The organism is Agrobacterium sp. O3.4, assembly GCF_041414895.1.
GTDB lineage: Bacteria > Pseudomonadota > Alphaproteobacteria > Rhizobiales > Rhizobiaceae > Agrobacterium > Agrobacterium cucumeris.
The window spans coordinates 56,842-73,163 of record NZ_JALPZP010000002.1 but is presented as its reverse complement, the minus strand read 5'-3'; the positions used below and the strand labels follow the sequence as shown (position 1 = coordinate 73,163).

Annotated in this window: 17 protein-coding genes, 1 tRNA gene and 1 pseudogene; 8 read left to right on the top strand and 11 right to left on the bottom strand. The window is 53.0% G+C overall.

Annotation, left to right across the window (positions count from 1 at the left end; genetic code table 11):
- The first annotated feature begins 52 nt into the window (after positions 1-52).
- Positions 53-1,324 carry a DNA adenine methylase gene (locus M0412_RS12995; RefSeq protein WP_205125322.1) on the top strand — a complete coding sequence of 424 codons (1,272 nt, stop codon included), beginning with the start codon at positions 53-55 and terminating at the stop codon, positions 1,322-1,324.
- Here the strand turns inward: M0412_RS12995 and M0412_RS12990 are convergent.
- The 5 genes from M0412_RS12990 to M0412_RS12970 form a co-directional block, all read right to left on the bottom strand.
- Positions 1,321-2,457 carry a hypothetical protein gene (locus tag M0412_RS12990; RefSeq protein ID WP_142841702.1) on the bottom strand — a complete coding sequence of 379 codons (1,137 nt, stop codon included), beginning with the start codon at positions 2,455-2,457 and terminating at the stop codon, positions 1,321-1,323. The two genes, M0412_RS12995 and M0412_RS12990, sit on opposite strands and share 4 nt — an antisense overlap.
- A 295-nt stretch (positions 2,458-2,752) precedes the next feature.
- Positions 2,753-4,651 carry a hypothetical protein gene (locus M0412_RS12985; RefSeq protein WP_142841703.1) on the bottom strand — a complete coding sequence of 633 codons (1,899 nt, stop codon included), beginning with the start codon at positions 4,649-4,651 and terminating at the stop codon, positions 2,753-2,755.
- A gap of 301 nt (positions 4,652-4,952) precedes the next feature.
- The gene (locus M0412_RS12980) at positions 4,953-6,482 is read right to left on the bottom strand and encodes an LA2681 family HEPN domain-containing protein (protein ID WP_142841704.1); all 1,530 of its coding nucleotides are present in this window, start codon (positions 6,480-6,482) and stop codon (positions 4,953-4,955) included.
- A gap of 320 nt (positions 6,483-6,802) precedes the next feature.
- Entirely contained in the window at positions 6,803-7,321 is a 519-nt protein-coding gene (locus M0412_RS12975) for a hypothetical protein (RefSeq protein ID WP_142841705.1), read from the bottom strand.
- A gap of 273 nt (positions 7,322-7,594) precedes the next feature.
- Positions 7,595-7,927: a helix-turn-helix domain-containing protein gene (locus M0412_RS12970; protein WP_142841706.1), complete on the bottom strand. Its 333-nt coding sequence runs from the start codon at positions 7,925-7,927 to the stop codon at positions 7,595-7,597.
- Positions 7,928-8,064: 137 nt separating this feature from the next.
- Here M0412_RS12970 and M0412_RS12965 point away from each other — a divergent pair, with 137 nt between their 5' ends.
- Positions 8,065-8,817 carry a hypothetical protein gene (locus tag M0412_RS12965; protein ID WP_142841707.1) on the top strand — a complete coding sequence of 251 codons (753 nt, stop codon included), beginning with the start codon at positions 8,065-8,067 and terminating at the stop codon, positions 8,815-8,817.
- Between the two features lie 3 nt (positions 8,818-8,820).
- Here the strand turns inward: M0412_RS12965 and M0412_RS12960 are convergent, their stop codons facing one another.
- Complete coding sequence (locus tag M0412_RS12960) at positions 8,821-9,111, bottom strand: Arc family DNA-binding protein (RefSeq protein ID WP_371338319.1); 291 nt, start codon at positions 9,109-9,111, stop codon at positions 8,821-8,823.
- A gap of 101 nt (positions 9,112-9,212) precedes the next feature.
- Here M0412_RS12960 and M0412_RS12955 point away from each other — a divergent pair, with 101 nt between their 5' ends.
- The 3 genes and pseudogenes from M0412_RS12955 to M0412_RS12945 all read left to right on the top strand — a co-directional run bounded on the left by M0412_RS12955 (position 9,213) and on the right by M0412_RS12945 (position 10,701).
- Complete coding sequence (locus M0412_RS12955; RefSeq protein WP_142841708.1) at positions 9,213-9,365, top strand: Arc family DNA-binding protein; 153 nt, start codon at positions 9,213-9,215, stop codon at positions 9,363-9,365.
- Positions 9,365-9,547: pseudogene (locus M0412_RS12950) on the top strand (helix-turn-helix domain-containing protein); the annotation flags it as partial. The gene M0412_RS12955 and the pseudogene M0412_RS12950, both read left to right, overlap by 1 nt.
- Before the next feature lie 23 nt (positions 9,548-9,570).
- Positions 9,571-10,701 carry a site-specific integrase gene (locus M0412_RS12945; protein ID WP_269698898.1) on the top strand — a complete coding sequence of 377 codons (1,131 nt, stop codon included), beginning with the start codon at positions 9,571-9,573 and terminating at the stop codon, positions 10,699-10,701.
- A gap of 14 nt (positions 10,702-10,715) precedes the next feature.
- Here the strand turns inward: M0412_RS12945 and M0412_RS12940 are convergent.
- Together M0412_RS12940 and cpdR are read right to left on the bottom strand one after the other, a co-directional pair.
- Positions 10,716-10,790, bottom strand: a tRNA-Val gene (locus M0412_RS12940).
- An 82-nt stretch (positions 10,791-10,872) separates the two neighbouring features.
- Positions 10,873-11,235 (bottom strand): cell cycle two-component system response regulator CpdR, encoded by a 363-nt coding sequence (gene cpdR / locus M0412_RS12935; RefSeq protein WP_003497910.1) that lies wholly within the window; start codon positions 11,233-11,235, stop codon positions 10,873-10,875.
- A 182-nt stretch (positions 11,236-11,417) separates the two neighbouring features.
- Between cpdR and M0412_RS12930 the strand changes: the two genes are divergently transcribed.
- Positions 11,418-12,302 (top strand): N-formylglutamate amidohydrolase, encoded by an 885-nt coding sequence (locus tag M0412_RS12930; protein ID WP_046799046.1) that lies wholly within the window; start codon positions 11,418-11,420, stop codon positions 12,300-12,302.
- A gap of 334 nt (positions 12,303-12,636) precedes the next feature.
- Positions 12,637-13,413, top strand: a complete 777-nt coding sequence (gene hisN / locus M0412_RS12925; RefSeq protein ID WP_269698897.1) for a histidinol-phosphatase — start codon at positions 12,637-12,639, stop codon at positions 13,411-13,413.
- A gap of 19 nt (positions 13,414-13,432) precedes the next feature.
- Here hisN and M0412_RS12920 read toward each other — a convergent pair whose 3' ends face one another.
- Positions 13,433-14,374 carry an alpha/beta fold hydrolase gene (locus M0412_RS12920; protein WP_269698896.1) on the bottom strand — a complete coding sequence of 314 codons (942 nt, stop codon included), beginning with the start codon at positions 14,372-14,374 and terminating at the stop codon, positions 13,433-13,435.
- Positions 14,346-14,519 carry a hypothetical protein gene (locus M0412_RS12915; RefSeq protein ID WP_193559526.1) on the bottom strand — a complete coding sequence of 58 codons (174 nt, stop codon included), beginning with the start codon at positions 14,517-14,519 and terminating at the stop codon, positions 14,346-14,348. The genes M0412_RS12920 and M0412_RS12915 overlap by 29 nt, the downstream gene beginning before the upstream one ends.
- 222 nt (positions 14,520-14,741) lie before the next feature.
- On the opposite strand from M0412_RS12915, the gene hspL reads away from it, so the two are divergent.
- Positions 14,742-15,224: a heat shock protein HspL gene (hspL, locus tag M0412_RS12910; protein ID WP_046799048.1), complete on the top strand. Its 483-nt coding sequence runs from the start codon at positions 14,742-14,744 to the stop codon at positions 15,222-15,224.
- A 66-nt stretch (positions 15,225-15,290) separates the two neighbouring features.
- On the opposite strand, the gene M0412_RS12905 is transcribed toward hspL, so the two are convergent.
- Positions 15,291-16,310: a bile acid:sodium symporter family protein gene (locus M0412_RS12905; protein WP_269698895.1), complete on the bottom strand. Its 1,020-nt coding sequence runs from the start codon at positions 16,308-16,310 to the stop codon at positions 15,291-15,293.
- Positions 16,311-16,322 lie beyond the last annotated feature (12 nt).

Below are 16,322 nucleotides of genomic sequence, written 5' to 3'. Positions count from 1 at the left end.
ACCTTGATAGCTGCTTCGGCGTTTTTTGCCCGCGATCTGGTGGCAAAACCCGATGGAATGGGAAGGAACCTTTATGTCAATGCAAGCCCTTCGCTCTCAAGAAATACCAGTTACGTTTGAAAAGCGGGAATACCCGCTAGTGATCAAGTATATGGGTTCGAAAGCGAAATTGATGGATTTCGTACTTGAAGGGCTTAACATCGCTGCTATTGGAGACACGGTTTGCGACTTGTTTGCGGGCGCATGTAGCTTGTCAGGCGCAATCGGCGATCAAACGAGAATTGTAACCAACGACATCCAGAATTATTCTAGAGTAATAGCTCATGTGTATCTCCACCGTCTATCGGATAAAGCCGCGACTCTAGACATCCATCGAATTTGCGAGGAAGTTGCCGCTTCAGTTAAACACACCCTCAGTACATTGGGTAAGGACTACTCATATCCCACGTCACCGTCGCTAGAAGAGTTCAACGCGATTGAGAACCGCAACAGGGGTCTCATTGAGTTAAGCTTTGATCATAAATACCATCTCTTCCTCAAAAATTACGCAGGAACGTGGTGGTCTGCTGAACAATGCGCTTGGATTGACGCGATTCGTAGTGCGATTGATGGCTTGCTGGAGCGTAGCGAGGTGAATGAAGGTGACCATGCCATACTTTTAACATGCGCGATGCATGCTATGGCATATTGCGGGCAAGGTACGGGTCACTACGCACAATATCGCGACGCTAAAACTCAAAGTTCTATGCGCGACATAAACATCTACCGACAAAAGAGCTTTCGCAGCTATTTTGAGCGCAAATTTCTCGCAATCCGAGACTGGAACCTAAGGTACGTCAGCTCACAGCCAAACCATCGGTTCGAAGCACTCGATTACCGAGATTGCATAGCTGAACTGAGCGAGGCCACGGTTTACGCTGACCCACCTTATGCGTTTGTCCACTACAGTAGATTTTATCACGCGATCGAGACATTTGTGCTCTACGATTACCCTGACCTTCAGCTAAAAGCAGGGCAAGTTGTTAAGGGACGTTACAGAGAAGAACGACATCAATCGCCATTTAGTATTCGTAGCAAGGTTCCTACAGCGTTCGAAGAAATGTTTGATGGAGTTCGCCTCACAGGGTCCAACGTTGTGCTGAGCTATAGCAACACGGCCCTTCTCGATCTCATACAAATCGGCTCTATAGCAGCCGATGTGTTCGGTACTTCTTATTCAGTCGAAGTCCTCACGAAGGATTATCAGCACATGACTATGGGACGACGGGCCGACCGTATGCGCGATGTTGAAGAGGCTCTATTGATAGCTCGACGTCTTTCTTAAATCCTATCGCTTAGAGCCCCGGTCACTGCGTCAATTGTCTCGTGAAAAATCGGGATTTCGAATGTTTCTCGGAGCAAACTGAGATATTGGCGAGCTTCAGAAGTGGATTTATTTGGGGTGACGACAATTAGCTGCGCTGCGCGCTTCGCAGAGGGCCAATAAGCATACTCAAGAAGCTGCGGAAGCGCCTCTCTCACGGCTTTCTTGAGCGAAACAACGGTTTTTATTTCGTAGAATATAAAGTCGTTTCCGTCGCGCCTTACCAAATCAATTGACGTGTCAGAGGCTCCTGTAGGAACTTCAGTCCCAACATTGTCTTCGCCATAGTTCCCGCTGAGATATGCATAGAGCGCGTTTTGTAACGCGTTGTGTAGCAGTCGGGCTTTGGGATGCTTTCCAGAGCCACGACGAACAACGTCATTGGTGCTTCTGTTAACGTGGCCCGCTTTAAAGCTGAAAGCCTTCACGACTTCAGTCTCAGGGTCGACTTTATTGGGGAGCTCATCTTCATCGCGGTTTGCGGCTGGCACGTTAGTAAGCCAAGAACGAAAATCAGCTTCGGAAAGGGCTAGAACTCGATGAAAATTGAGCGATACGCACTCGTCAATAATATCATTAGTTCCAGGCCATTTCGCTGCAATCAGTTTTAGGCGCATTAACTCCACCACGAGTGGAGCCAGATTTGAATCACCAGTAATTGCTGAAAAATCATAGCTAAACTGCTCCTCGTCGGCGGTCTCGGAGTATCCAAGCTCGACGAAGTTATTTTTCAAATTGGTAAATGCTTTTGCAGCAGTTAGCTGCCCACGTTTAATGCTACCCTTGTTACGGCTTTTTACTCCAGCCTGGAACACCGAAATCAATTCAGAATGGCTGAAAACTATCGCAAGCAAAACAAGCGCCTTGATCGATTCAGGCCCATGCTTTTTCGCCTCATTCCAAAGGCCAGGTAATGTTCCATCCGGTAGTGCGGACAAGATTTTAGCCGCTTGAGCACGGTCAATTCGAATGCCGTCGTATGTATCCCATGTGTTTTCGAGAACCGCATCAACGTCAAAATGCTCGATCAGTCGAGCTACTTTGTATGCACCGTGTTTTGTCAGCGAAACAGATAGCTTTTCAATCTCAGTCATGCGGTACCGGCCAAATTGCGTTGCATGGTACTGGACAATATGAGGCGGTCGTAGTCAACAAAGAACCCAGAGTTTTTACAACCCTAGTATGCAGCAAGCCCGACTCAGGTTCCAAAGTTTGGATCTCTCGGAAAGCGCACCCTCTAGGCAATCCGCATCGAAGGAAAAGGGATCTTGAATGTAGTTTGCGACAATTGGGCATCAGAGTAAGCGGTGCTTTTGCGCCAATTGCGGTCTTCCGCTTTGCGCCATTAGCGAACGTTACAGACTTCTGGCCGCACACCGCAATTTGTGGTCAGAAGGACCCAGCTTCGATCGCTGGTGCCACATACTGAGCCCAACTTGGTATGAGCGGGACGCAGACCAGGAAATAAATGAGGCAGCAGGCGTAGTAGATTACCGGGTCCCCGTAGCTCCGATCACCTACTTTTCCGTGAGCAAATTCGTGTCTAAGAGCAGGACCTGGGCGATGATTGAAGATTAGGTCGATGTGCAGCACGATGTCTTCGCCGAAGATCGCGACCAACTCGTTTCGATAAGTCTCTAATAATGTGGAGAGCGACCGATCCTCCTGCGTCAGATCATTCCGCATCGTTGAAGTGTCGGTACTACTGTTGACCAGCACGTGTCGGAGGCAGTGTTCCAGTTGAGGAATGAGGATCGGCCCTGCCGAGAGCGTATCTCCCTGCATCAGACGTGCAAATCCAAGAGCAAACGTTGCAGCGTGATGGGGTGGGACGAATGGGCTTTGCAACACGATCAAGCGAAAGTGCCGCTCGGATAATGGGAATTCTCCTGCGAGGAACCGTCGGGCGGGTTCGAGCTCGCCTTTCACAGCAATCTCTATCGAGATCTGCAGATGCTGGATCATCTTGCTTTTGATCCAAGCCTCGCTTGGCGGCGATCCGTCGAGTGGTGCTCCCTCGATCTCAGCGATGATTTTCCCCTCGCTGTCTAGGTGGGTGGCCGCGAACATGTCTACGAAGCTGCCCTCCTTTTCAGTAGCTTTCTTTCTCATCTCCGTCGCGCTGGCAGGACGAATTAACAACGCGAACTGCTTGAGCCCTTCTGGTAGAGATAGTTTTTCGAAAACCTCAATTGTGCCACTGACGACATCGGACAAATCAATCGGCATCTCGAACGAACCCATCTCTTCGAGTGATTTCTCCTGTAGGTTCCGCATTTCTTTGCGAAGCTCTTCGCGCCGCTCTTGAGTCCCTGGTATCTCCCGCAACTCCCCAATTGCTTGTCGATACCAGTGCGCGGAACCGGACGACGAGCCTATCTGTGCCGCCATCTTGAGCGTCTGCTCTACGGCAGCAAGTTGACAGCGTCGCCGATCTTCAGGCCGATTGGCTTGCTTATGAGCAAACGCTGCAAGGTCCCATAACTCCTTGATAGCTTCCGGATAGGAATCGGGTTTATGCTCGGCTGCAGTTGCTGCCGCCTCTATATCGGCAGCGAGCTGGTCCAGCGTTATCAGAGAATGTCGTAAAAGCAGCGTTGCAATCCGATTCAACGGCACGACGTCGACGTGGAAAAGAGCGCGGCTGTAGAGCGAGTTGAGCAGCGCCGCGACACGATCGTGCATCGGTGCAGTCCGCTTGTTCGACCTCACGTGTATCTGAGACGCTCGCTCTATAAGATCGACCTCTTCTAGGGAAACCCCGTTATTAGTCTCGAAGCGGTGTTCGTAGGTTCCGTTCATGAGGCTTTCCACGCACTCACAGTACGCGTCCACCGCAATCGTGGCGGCCTTGCCTTTCTTGCGGTCGTTTGTCCAAACCACATCAGCCAGCCGAGCCCGGAGTGCTGGGTGTTCAACCTCATCCACAATCTCAAAGAAATAGTCGGTCTGCTCACCAAGCCAGTCCTCGGGTATGGCCGTGCGCCGATTCCCGATCGACATTTTCGCGCCGAAAGCACCCGCCTTATCATGCAAACGAAAGTGCAGACTGCAAACAGACGCGAGCAGACGGTAAACGCTGAATGCGGGCTCATTGTCATGGTTGAGTCGCATTGCCTTCATGAACTCATTCTCAAGGCGGCTACCGTAGGCAGACTTTAGGTCGCGCACGATCGCGTTGTAGTCAATGCTCCGGAGGTCCGCTGGCGTGACAGTGGCTTGTGGCGACCGCGAAGCCTCTTTTGTTTCGTCCGACGTTACCGGCTCTTCATCTGCATCGTCCATCATTTTTCCTCCACGTTGCTTTGCGTGCTAGTTCTTTGTCTGTCGCGTATCTTAGAAAATTATGCCGAACCTGGTGTTGCTTAGCCATGTCCGCTTCGGGCGAATGGCCGACATGGGCGGTCGGAGCAAGCGGACGCGATGCGTAGCGGGTATCAAGAATGCAGTTTCTTCAATGATTCGCTGAGGATTGGCACCTCATGCTTCACGGTAAAGCGCGAGCGGGTCGAGGGACACAATCCTTGAGAGTGATCGACGCCCTGCTTGGGAACGATGGCACGATAGCCGCTTGGCACTTCACCTGCGTCTATACTTTCCACTTATCATCCCATGTGTCGAAAATCATCGGCATCGAAATTGCGTTTTCGCTTTCATTCTTCCTGAGGCTCTCTTCTCGATGAACAGCCAAGCAAAGGTAGATTATCGCGGCGCGTGCGAGTCCCATTAGCCTCAGCGCCTTTGCCTCAAAATCTTGCCTTCCGATGTGAAGTCCGACCTGTTCGGTTTCTGCATCGTCTAAATCAAGAACGGTCGCGCCCCATTGCTCATGAATCTGGCAGTATTTGTGTTCGAGATAATTGCGCAGATGCGCCAGTGCTTCCGCGTCCGGTTCCGTGGCTTCCTGAAACTCACGATCATAAAGGTCTTTGGATAGCCAGAATAAGCCTCGAAGCGGCCAATTCTCCCGATCCAGGAAGAACGGACGGAGCGGTTTTGGATTTCCTTTCTCCTCATACCAGATCGAGCGGAAGAAGACCTTATTCTCGGAAATGCCAAGTTCGAGGTAGTGGTTTAAGAAGAAAGCAATCTTATCGAACAAGGCATACGTCATTCGAAAGGCCTGTCGCGCCTTTTCGACGTTCACCCCATAGCTCGGATAGTCGAGCGTGTTTGCAAGCTTCACGCCCTTGTCGGCGAAGTGCGCTGTATTGGCTGTCATAGCCTCAAAAAGGAATAACCTTGCCGTAGTGAATTCCTGCTTAAGCTGATTGAAAAGCCCGAAGACAGCCGGTGGCAGCGCTCCCCCCTTGGCGATCGGAAGTCTGATGGACGGCAGAACCAAGTTGTCTGTTGCGGCAATCGAATATGTGCCAAGGTCATTCATGGGATTGAGAAACAGCCGCTTCTCCAGGCACCAACGACGGTAGACCATCTCTGCCCTTGAGCGGCCTAGACTGTGTTCCTCCGCCAAATTCGCGTTGGCGGATGCCACGTTGAGCCACTTTGAAATATTCTTCGCTCGCTCAGCAAAATGAGGAACAAGCTCCGCGTTCTCCGAACTTTCGTGCACAGCATCCGGAGCTGTTCCTGCCACAAAGTTATCGTAAGCTTGCGCAGCGATGAGTTGAGAGTGTCCGGGATCGCTGACCGAGTCTGCATAGCTCAGAAGTCCCGAACCTTTGTTAAAGAGCGCCATGGCAAAACGTCCCTCAATCGCGAGCGCTTTGTTCCAATAGTGCAGGGCTTCAACAGGGCGACCGACTGAATTGAGCTTACTACCGAGATTAGTCAAAATTTGGCAGCGCCGGATCGGGCCGAGTTTTTCAAACCCCTTATGCCTAGCAGCCTTGCGTAATTCGAGCAGTTCGCTCTGGAGGTGCTCACTTTCCCATTGCCAGGACCGCTCTAGCCCGGCTTCGTGCTGTCGGTTGTTGAATGCGTTGGCTCGAAAGTAATGCAAGAGGACCGCGTCGTCATCGCGGATAATCTTGCGTGCGGCGAGCTTGTCGAGAGCCGCGAACGCCCGGTCAGTGAGTTGTGGATCGCTCCGGTCAAATCCGTCGTCGATGTACTGACCCGCCTTATCGAGTGATTTCTGGAATGTGGATTTGGCCAATAGGTCTCGCCGATATGGAGTGGGTTTGCGTTGACCAATTTTAAGGCCAACGCTGTGCGAGCGGCAATAACTTCACTCCAAATTTCAGTGCGAAGCTGCACAGACCCGATCGAAGCATGCGCTTAGGGTCGGCGAGAGAAAGATAAGTCAGCATTTCGTACACTATCGGGTACCAGCGAGAAACACTCGGACGGCCGAGATGTAGGCGCGAAGGCGACTTAACGAAGTTGCCGGAGCGGTGTCTTCTTTCGGAAAATGCGATCAGGCGGCCAGCGGCCAACATGAGCGCGCGTTTTGCCGCTGCTAGTTTTTCTTATAGATCACGTATGGTCGCGGAAATTCAGTATCGATGCGCGGACGTATTGCGGAATATTTAGGTATGCAGACCAAGCTGATTTTCCCAGATGACCTCGCAGCTTGACTTCACTGCTCAATGGATTTTCGGCGGGGTTGCCGCAATCTGGGACAATGTGGACGGCGTGGATGATTTTGTTACAGGCTTGCTCGAAGGTAAGCGGCACCTCCCGGTTGCTGCTTAAGATGTCCGGTTGGAGCGATCCACAATGCAAAGTAATTGGCTGGTGCCTCAGCTCTGCTGGATCAGCGCGTAAAAGGCTCATGTGTTCTGCATGAATGCGATTAGCGACCGCGGTGCCAACCAGCAAATGGATAATCTCGTCTGCGAAGTGATCGTCGCGCATCAGCCTAAGAGGATCGTCCGGTGCAGGTGCAAGGTCAAAAAGCTGCCCATCGCCGCTAAATACTAAAAACAAACGATATATGTCACGGATTGCAATCGCAGAATTTAGTTCGAAGTTATTGCGCCCATAAGCAGTCAAGATTTATTACCTTTACCGTTGCTTAAGCCGCGACCGGCCAACCTGTTTGGTTTCTACGTCCGGTTTTAGCCTCTTCTAGCAGATGAGGGAACATCTGAGATGAAGACACAAAACCGCCGTTGGACGAGTTCATCCCTAATGACCAGTTTGGGCCGACAGCAGACTTTAGCCGTTTGGTAATCCTGCAAAATTCTACGGCAAAAGCTCATCATTGCGTGCGCGCGGGACATCGGACGAGGCTCTCTTCCCCACTAGCGGCTAAACAGATAGTGGCTACCGGGGGCGGGGCTTCAACGCGGCGTCAACGATTGCTGATAGCCAAATCAGATCGCCCTCTGAGAGCGCCGCCAGCTTGTTTACAACAGTGTTAAGCTGCGGATTAAAGCGAGGATCGGTCTCATCAATCCGAAACAAACTTGCAGCATCCACGGCAAAAAACCTCATGAACCTCTCGATTGTTGCGAAACTCGCCCCAATTGCTCCGCTTTCAATTTTCGCTACCGTATCGATAGACATGCCCGTCTGATCGGCCAGCTGTTGCTGCGTTAACTTTAGCCTGTGCCTATGCGCCTTAACGCATGACCCAAATGTTGAACGAAGGTCCATGATTACGTCTCCAAGAGGAGATGTAAAACGGGAGAAACGCTAGGCGTTATGGATTAAAAATACGTATTTGCAATTAATTGCATTTCAAAGGAAGCATGCTATCGTCAATTTGAGATGATATGCTGCTGGGGACAAGAATGGCTGAAAAAAAGCCGGAACCACTTACTGTTGGCGGAACCACCACCTCAAAAAACAACGAGGATCGCGGCGTTCGCTTTTCTGAGAAGGTACGGGATCAACTCAAATCAATAGAAAACGGCAAAGCTGACGTTTCCAGAGTGACACGGACGACGACAAATTCTCCGGCGGCATGGCTGGTCCTGATCGCGGTATCACTGATAGTACTGTTCACTGTTTCGACAGTCCGGTCGTCTTTGCGCTCACCTAACCACCATGCTCCGGCGCCAGTAAACGCAGATGCTCTGCGTTCACGTTCCGACATTATGGTTCCAGCGTTTCGCTACATCGTGGAGCAGGACTCTTTCACGGGATTAAATGTAGATTTTGCTCGCGTTGAAAACGACCAAGGGCAGTCTCTATACATAGGGAAACCAGACAAGAGACGACAAGATTTTAAGGAAAATACAGCGTTTGTAATTCATCCGGGGAGCTATATCTGCACGATTGGCGGAGATTGGCTTGTCATCGATTTCATCTCGCTAAGAGACGGTCTCGTTTCCCAACCGATGCAAATGCGTTGGGACGTTTCTAGAGACAAGCGACGACTGAAAATCGAACCAGGCACTCGATCCGACAAATTCCTGAACTCCATCGTCGGCGCAGATGAAATTAGATTAAGATATGAAGACGACTGCGGACATGTCGAAACACTGATTTTCGACACCGATGGGCTTGAAGGTGCCCTTTCCAAATTACGGGCTGGTTCGTAGGAACTAGCTACGCTCGCCGCGCTCCAACTTGTTTAGTCTAAAAATAACTTCTTTAAGCCGTCGCTCTAGATCCGTTCCACGAGCCTCCTCGGCACGAAGTCCGGCGCGCAAATTTTCGAGCTCAATCTCCGTCTTATCGCGCCTTAGAGCGCGTCTCGATTGCCCTTCTCCAAAGTCAACGTTGGGAAAGGACGCCTCCAGGCGAGAAATTATCTCAGAGTTTAGCGAACGGTTCGACTCCGTAGCACTTTTCTCGATTTGCTCTTTTAGTGCCTGCGATAGGCGAATTTTCATCTGCGTATAGCTAATCATCGCATCGGTATGGATCATAATGGTCTAGACCACAAGCTGGAATCTATGTACACCGTAACGGTCCTGAACCATAAAGGTGTAATATGAAGTTACTTTCTGCTTTCAACATTCGACTCCCTCTCGAACTCAAAGCTTGGCTTTCCGATCAAGCTGGCAAAAACGGGCGAAGCCTAAACGCCGAGATCATCCAAATTGTAAAAACTGCAAAGAGCGCTAGCGCGGAGGATGAAGCTTAATGCTGAAATTTCCTCGATCCCGCGCGTCTACGGAACCTGGTTCAGCTCATCTCCTCACCGAGACGCAGGCAGCCGAACGCATACACAAATCCATCCACACACTCCGTAGGATTCGAAAACGGGGTGAAATCGGCTGCTACCAGATAGGTCGCTCCGCCTACTACACCCACCAGCATATTGATGAATTTTTGAAAGGCTTAGAACTATGCAAAACGAACGGTACCAACTCGGCGAATATTGGCTCTCACAGCACAACAGCACCGTCTACAAAGCCACTTGGTACGACGCGGGCACTGGACAAACACGCCGCGCATCTCTTGGCACAAAAGACTTTCATGAAGCAAAAAAGCTCCTCGCAGAATACGCCCTGAAGCAGACAATACCTAAGGATCAAAGGGCCGCGGACATGCCACTAGGCCTCGTTTTCTACCGGTATTGGGAACACCATGCGAAGAACATTGCATCGGCAGACCAAGCAAAATACGCTTTATCGCTCTGGACCGAATTCTTGGGGGCCTCAACGGTTGCTGACCTCACGCCGCCAAAACAGAAAGAGTTCATTCTCTGGCTAAAGGCAAAAGGCTACAAGAATAGCTACGTATCTCGGACAATGTCCGTCGGACGGTCCGCTGTTCGCTTCTCATGGAAGAACGGCGAAATTAGCTCGGTGCCCTTTATCTACGACGAGCCAGACAGGTCTGACGAGAAAGAACCCTATCTAGTCAAGCTCGCGGAGATGAGACGGCTACTAACTAAGGCGCAGGAGCGCCCTCATATGTTCATCTATTGCATGATAGCACTGAACATCATGGCTCGACCGGAAGCCGCCCTCCAGCTTTCTCCGTCGCAGGTAGACCTTTCTGACCGGTGGATCAACCTCAACCCAAAGGGCAGAAAACAGACGAAAAAATACCGTCCAATCGTCCCTATCACGAATACCCTACTACCCTTCCTCCAGCAGACAGATATCCCCGCATTCGTGCTTTGGAACAGCAAACCTATAGCAAGCGTAAAAAAGACCTTTGCCTCCACCGTATTTGACGCAGGTCTGTCAAAAGAAATTACGCCGTATAGCCTGCGCCACACGATGGCTACTGAACTACGCCGTCGTGGTGTGTCGGCTTGGGAAATTGAGGGGCTTCTTGGGCACCGTAGACCAAGCACGACGGAGAAGTATGCGCACTACGCGCCGGATTACTTGAGCGCAGGACGAATAGCCATAGACGCTTATTTCGAGACGCTCGGCTTGACCTACACTGTACCAAGGCTAGTTCACGTGTCAGAAGCGTGTCAGTCTCTAAAAATGAAAAATCCCCAGAAGGGGATTTCTCAATGATATCAAAATTCGGATGGTGGGCGTGACAGGGATTGAACCTGTGACCCCTACGATGTCAACGTAGTGCTCTCCCGCTGAGCTACACGCCCTCCGTTGGCGGCGGATAGACCACAAAACCGGTTCATGCGTCAACTGCTTTTTTTCGGTTTTGTGAAGGTTTTTTAAGAGGCCTTACGCCACAAGGAGTTTGTTGACCTCATCCACCAGATCGCGCAGGTGGAACGGCTTGGAAAGCACCTTGGCGTCCTTCGGGGCCTTCGAATCGGCATTCAGTGCAACCGCGGCAAAGCCGGTGATGAACATGACTTTCAGGTCCGGGTCGAGTTCGGTCGCGCGTCGCGCGAGTTCTATGCCATCCATTTCAGGCATGACGATATCGGTCAGCAGTAGCGAAAAAGGCTCTTCGCGAAGCCGGTCGTAAGCGCTTGCGCCATTGTCGAAGGAAGAAACCTTGTAACCGGCTTTTTCCAGCGCCTTGACGAGGAAGCGGCGCATATCGTTGTCGTCTTCAGCAAGAAGAATTTTTTGATTCATGGTTAAGTGACCGTAACTGCTCAATGTTTGGAATACCCTAGCCCGATTATAGGATTTTCACGGTAAATATCCTGTGAACACGTGAATCGGTATAGCGCTGCTTTGGCGATAGTATGGACTTGCTGCACGGTAACTGGCAACATGAACATCCTGATAGTTTGTGACATGGTAAATGGGTCTGAATGGACTGGGTAACGGGCGAATATGAGTTGTTTGAAGTAACGGAGCCTGCCGTTCAAACCCTGCCATTCGTCTATAACTCACCCCATAGCGGCCGCTGTTATCCCATTTCCTTCCTCGAATCGGCGCGGCTGGATTCACATGAGATTCGCCGCTCGGAAGATCATTTCGTCGATGAGCTTTTCGCCGCCGCCCCCGAGATCGGCGCGCCGCTTCTGAAAGCGAATTTTCCCCGCGCCTATCTCGACGTCAATCGCGAGCCCTATGAGCTCGATCCGCGCATGTTCGAAGGCACCCTGCCGCCTTATGCCAATATCGGCTCCATGCGGGTTGCCGGCGGCTTGGGCACGGTGCCGCGCATCGTCGCCGAAAATATGGATATTTATGCTCACCGCCTGCCGGTCGATGAGGCACTATCGCGAATCGAGACGATCTACAAACCTTACCACGCCTGCCTGCGCCGGCTGCTTTCACGCACCCATGCCAATTTCGGCATGGCGGTGCTGATTGATTGCCATTCCATGCCCGGCAATATCCGCGTCGCCGGCTCGAACCTCCGGCCGGATGTGATCATCGGCGATCGCTACGGCACCAGCGCATCCCAGGAGGTCTCCCGAGCCGCCCTGCATTTCCTGGAGGAGCTGGGCTTCATCGCGGTCTGCAACAAGCCTTATGCCGGCGGCTTCATCACCGAACATTACGGCCGGCCCATTCGCTCCCTCCACGCGCTGCAGATCGAGGTCAACCGGTCGCTTTACGTCGATGAGAAGACACTTTCGAAGAAAGCCGATTTTCCGGCCATTCAGGCATCGCTGGAAATCTTCATGCGTCAGCTCGGCGCTTTCGTTTCGGAATACGCGATCGAGACCTCGCTCGCCGCCGAATAACGCGCCAAATTCCCGATATTTCAAATCTTTAGACGAGACCGTCTGGCGGCATGCCGGGCAAAAAAAACCGCGCTTTTGGCGCGGTCAAGTCTAGGGAGGAAACACCCAAGGAGGGTATTTACAGTCAAAGACTGCAGGGTCACGCTACGCAGTGCGTGCACAATTGTCAATCATTTTATTTTATGCCTATTTTTTAGACTTATGCCGAAAATATGGAAACACCGGCTCCCGCATCCATACGAGTGGACGGCGGATGTGATTCCGGTCTATGCATTTCGCCACGCAATTCAGGCCACATCATTCAGGCTCCACCATCCAGGCAATGAGGTTTCGCATGCTGCCCGACCGGAATTTCTTCTTCAAACTTGCCGATGCAGCCAGTGCTGAAACGCTTCCCCGCTTTCGCACGGGCATTGCCGTCACCAACAAGCAGGATGGCGGCTATGATCCGGTGACGGAAGGCGATCAGGCAGCAGAAACCGCCATTCGTGCGCTCATCGAAGAGCATTTTCCGCAGCACGGCATTCTTGGCGAAGAACACGGTAATGTCGGTCTCGACCGCGACCATATCTGGGTCATCGACCCGATCGACGGTACCCGCGCCTTCATTTCCGGCGTGCCGGTCTGGGGCACGCTGATTGGTTTCCATTCAGCCGGCCGCGCCACGATGGGCATCATGGACCAGCCCTTCACGAAAGAGCGTTATTTCGCAGATGGTGAAAGTGCCTGGTATTTCGGACCCGATGGCGAAAAGAAAATCCGCACGCGTGATTGCGCGTCTCTGTCCGATGCGGTGCTGTTCACCACCACCCCGCATATCTTCACCGCGGAAGAAAAGCCGCTTTATGAAAAGGTAGAGAAACAGGTCCGCCTTTTCCGCTACGGTGTGGATTGTTACGCCTATTGCCTGCTGGCCGCCGGCCATGTTGATCTGGTGATCGAATCCGGTCTGAAGCCCTATGATGTCGGCGCATTGATCCCGGTGATCGAGCAGGCCGGCGGTATCATGACCACGTGGGATGGTGGGCGCCCGGAAAATGGCGGGCGCATTCTGGCAGCCGGTTCCAAGGCCGTGCACGAAGAAGCCCTGGCCATTCTCTCGAAACTCTAGGAGCCTGGCTGAGCGGCGATCACTCCGGCGCGAAAAACGCGTCGATGGCCGCGAGCGCCTGTTTGCGGAAAACATCGCGTTCATGCAGTAGTTCATGGCGCGCACCGGTGACGGGAAGAAGCTGTGCCGCCCGGAAATTGCGCGACAGTTCTTCCTGCGCCTTATAGGGCGTAATCGTATCCAGCATCGGCGCCAGAATGAGGGTCGGAATGGTGATGTTCGTCAGATGATCCTGACGGGTCACCCGCGCCATGGCCTTCAAGGCTTCATAGACCCAGCGCGCCGTTGGCGCACCGATGAACAGTTCCGGAAATTGCCGGTGCAGCGATAGATTTCGCGCAAAACGCTTCGCATCCGAGGTCAGCGGGTTGCCATCGAAATCCCGCTCACGTTGATCCTTGCCGAGCTGAATTCTTCCGAGGCCAATCAGACTTAAGACCGTCGAGACAAGCCGGATGACGGGCGAAGGAACGGATTGCTGGCTGTCCAGCTCGATGAATGGCGAGCAAAGCGCCAGTCGGTCTATCCGGTTGGACAGGTCGGGTGCCGCCGCAAGTGCTGCAAGCGCACCGGTGGAATGCGCGATCATGAAGAATGGCAGCCGTGTATCCGGCAACACCACCTGCTCGAGAAACAGGCTGATATCGCGCTGATAGTCGGAAAACCGCCGAACATGCCCGGCGCCCGGCCTCTTCAGCAGCCGTTCAGAACCGCCCTGCCCGCGCGTGTCGAAGGTCGCGACCCAGAAGCCCATGGCCGTCAGATCGGCAATCGTTTCGAAATATTTCTCGATACACTCGTTGCGGCCGTGCAGAAGAACCACCGTTCCGCGGGCAATATGGCGGCTGGCGCGAAAGATCGCATATCGAAGCTGCTTGCCGCCATGGCCGGCAAAATATCCGACGGTATGGTTGCCGGGAACCGGGTTATCTTCACTGACGCGCAATGTGGCTTCGATCATCGGTCTTTTCCGGCTTTTCAACTCTTTTCGGATAGGTCGGCGGCGACAGAAGGTCAAAGAAAAAATTGCCGGAACCGTCGGTTAAAGCAGTCGCGGTTCCGGCTAGTAAGACAGAAGAAGAAGGGACGTTATTGCTTCTGTCCACGGAGAATGTCTCCGATGACCGCAGTTTTATGGCGCTCAAACTGAACGATGCCGGAACCGGATGTTCAGCCATGGTTCATGTTGTGACCACCCCTTGACGCCGGCTCAAGCCATTCCCATCTCCTTCATGCGGTCGCCAGAACGGGACCGCGCCCTATGTCCGGCCGTTGCCAGAACGGGACGCCGGATTTAACCGCAAACAGTCGCTTCTTAGGAGGACACCATGCGTCACGTCGATTTTTCCCCCCTCTATCGCTCCACCGTTGGCTTCGACCGTCTTTTCTCGATGCTTGACGGCCTCGGCCAGCCCGAACAGGCCCAGTCCTATCCGCCCTACAACATCGAGCGGACGGGTGAGAACACCTATCGTATCACCATGGCTGTTGCCGGTTTCGATGAGACCGAACTCAGCATTGAATCCCGCGCCAATGCGCTGACGGTGAAGGCTGAGAAGTCCGGGGACGAGAAGTCATCCGAAGGCGAATTCCTGTATCGCGGCATCGCCACGCGCGCTTTCGAACGCCGCTTCCAGCTTGCCGACCACGTCGAAGTCCAGACCGCTTCCTTAAAGAACGGCCTGCTCCACATTGATCTCGTCCGCAATATCCCGGAAGCCATGAAGCCGCGCCGCATCGCGATCTCGTCCGACAGCGCCGATGCGCCGAAGACGATCGAAGCCCAGATCACGCCGGCTCAGGTCAACTAAACTATCGTGAAATGCAATCGGAACGGCCCCTTCACGGGGCCGTTTTTGTTTGCAGAAATTCTCGTGTCAGCGGGTGGATGCCGCCACGCCTTCTGCGGCAGCCGTTTCCATAATCGCTGCCTTCTCATGGGCCTTGCGGGCATAACGCTGGGCCAGCACGGCGCAGACCATCAGCTGAATCTGGTGGAAGAGCATGATTGGCAAAACGATTGCGCCAATGCTCTGGCCGGCAAAGATCGCGCCCGCCATGGGCACGCCACTGGCAAGGCTCTTCTTGGACCCGCAGAAGGTGATGGTGATTTCATCCGCCTTGTTGAAACCAAGCGCCCGGCTGCCGAACATCGTTACGCAGAGGACAAACGCCAGAAGCAGGATGTTGATGACAATGACCACGCCGATGTCGCGCAGGGAAAACGTCTGCCAGATACCCTCGATGACAGCATCGGAAAAAGCGAGATAGACAACCATCAAGATCGAGCCGCGATCAACGGGAGACAGCAGTTTTTTGCGCGCCCGGATCCAGTCGCCAATCCACGGCTGCAACACCTGACCGACGATGAAAGGCAACAACAGCTGCAGGAAGATTTGCAGGAAAGCGTCCAGCGAAAACCCGTTGCCATGGCCGCCGACCGTAAACAGCAGGCCAACCAGCAATGGCGTCAGGAACATGCCGAAAATATTCGATGCCGAAGCCGAGCAGATCGCCGCCGGCACGTTTCCGCCCGCCATGGAGGTGAAGGCGATGGAGGATTGCACAGTGGATGGCAGGACACAGAGAAACAGCACGCCCATATAAAGCGGCGCCGGCAGGATGTTTTCGGGAATGAAACCGATCGCCACGCCCAGCAACGGGAAAAGGCCGAAAGTGACGAGCAGGATCGCCAGATGCAGACGCCAGTGCAGGATGCCGGCAATCACCACATCCCGCGAAAGTCGCGCACCATGCAGGAAGAACAGAAGCGCAATCGCCAGCTTCGTCGCAAGGCCGAAATATTCCGCCGGCTGACCGCTGATGGGCAGAAAGGAAGCCAAAATCACGGTGGCCACCAACATCATGGTGAAGCGGTCAGGCAGGAAGCGGGTCATGGGAAAATCTTT

Coding starts and splice junctions, on each gene's coding strand:
- hspL (WP_046799048.1), top strand. CDS start 14,742: ATGCGTCACGTCGATTTTTCCCCCCTCTATCGCTCCACCGTTGGCTTC.
- M0412_RS12920 (WP_269698896.1), bottom strand. CDS start 14,374: ATGATCGAAGCCACATTGCGCGTCAGTGAAGATAACCCGGTTCCCGGC.
- M0412_RS12970 (WP_142841706.1), bottom strand. CDS start 7,927: ATGGACCTTCGTTCAACATTTGGGTCATGCGTTAAGGCGCATAGGCAC.
- M0412_RS12985 (WP_142841703.1), bottom strand. CDS start 4,651: ATGATGGACGATGCAGATGAAGAGCCGGTAACGTCGGACGAAACAAAA.
- M0412_RS12930 (WP_046799046.1), top strand. CDS start 11,418: ATGGACTGGGTAACGGGCGAATATGAGTTGTTTGAAGTAACGGAGCCT.
- M0412_RS12960 (WP_371338319.1), bottom strand. CDS start 9,111: ATGAAAATTCGCCTATCGCAGGCACTAAAAGAGCAAATCGAGAAAAGT.
- M0412_RS12990 (WP_142841702.1), bottom strand. CDS start 2,457: ATGACTGAGATTGAAAAGCTATCTGTTTCGCTGACAAAACACGGTGCA.
- hisN (WP_269698897.1), top strand. CDS start 12,637: ATGCTGCCCGACCGGAATTTCTTCTTCAAACTTGCCGATGCAGCCAGT.
- M0412_RS12905 (WP_269698895.1), bottom strand. CDS start 16,310: ATGACCCGCTTCCTGCCTGACCGCTTCACCATGATGTTGGTGGCCACC.
- M0412_RS12995 (WP_205125322.1), top strand. CDS start 53: ATGGAATGGGAAGGAACCTTTATGTCAATGCAAGCCCTTCGCTCTCAA.
- M0412_RS12955 (WP_142841708.1), top strand. CDS start 9,213: ATGAAGTTACTTTCTGCTTTCAACATTCGACTCCCTCTCGAACTCAAA.
- M0412_RS12945 (WP_269698898.1), top strand. CDS start 9,571: ATGCAAAACGAACGGTACCAACTCGGCGAATATTGGCTCTCACAGCAC.
- cpdR (WP_003497910.1), bottom strand. CDS start 11,235: ATGAATCAAAAAATTCTTCTTGCTGAAGACGACAACGATATGCGCCGC.
- M0412_RS12965 (WP_142841707.1), top strand. CDS start 8,065: ATGGCTGAAAAAAAGCCGGAACCACTTACTGTTGGCGGAACCACCACC.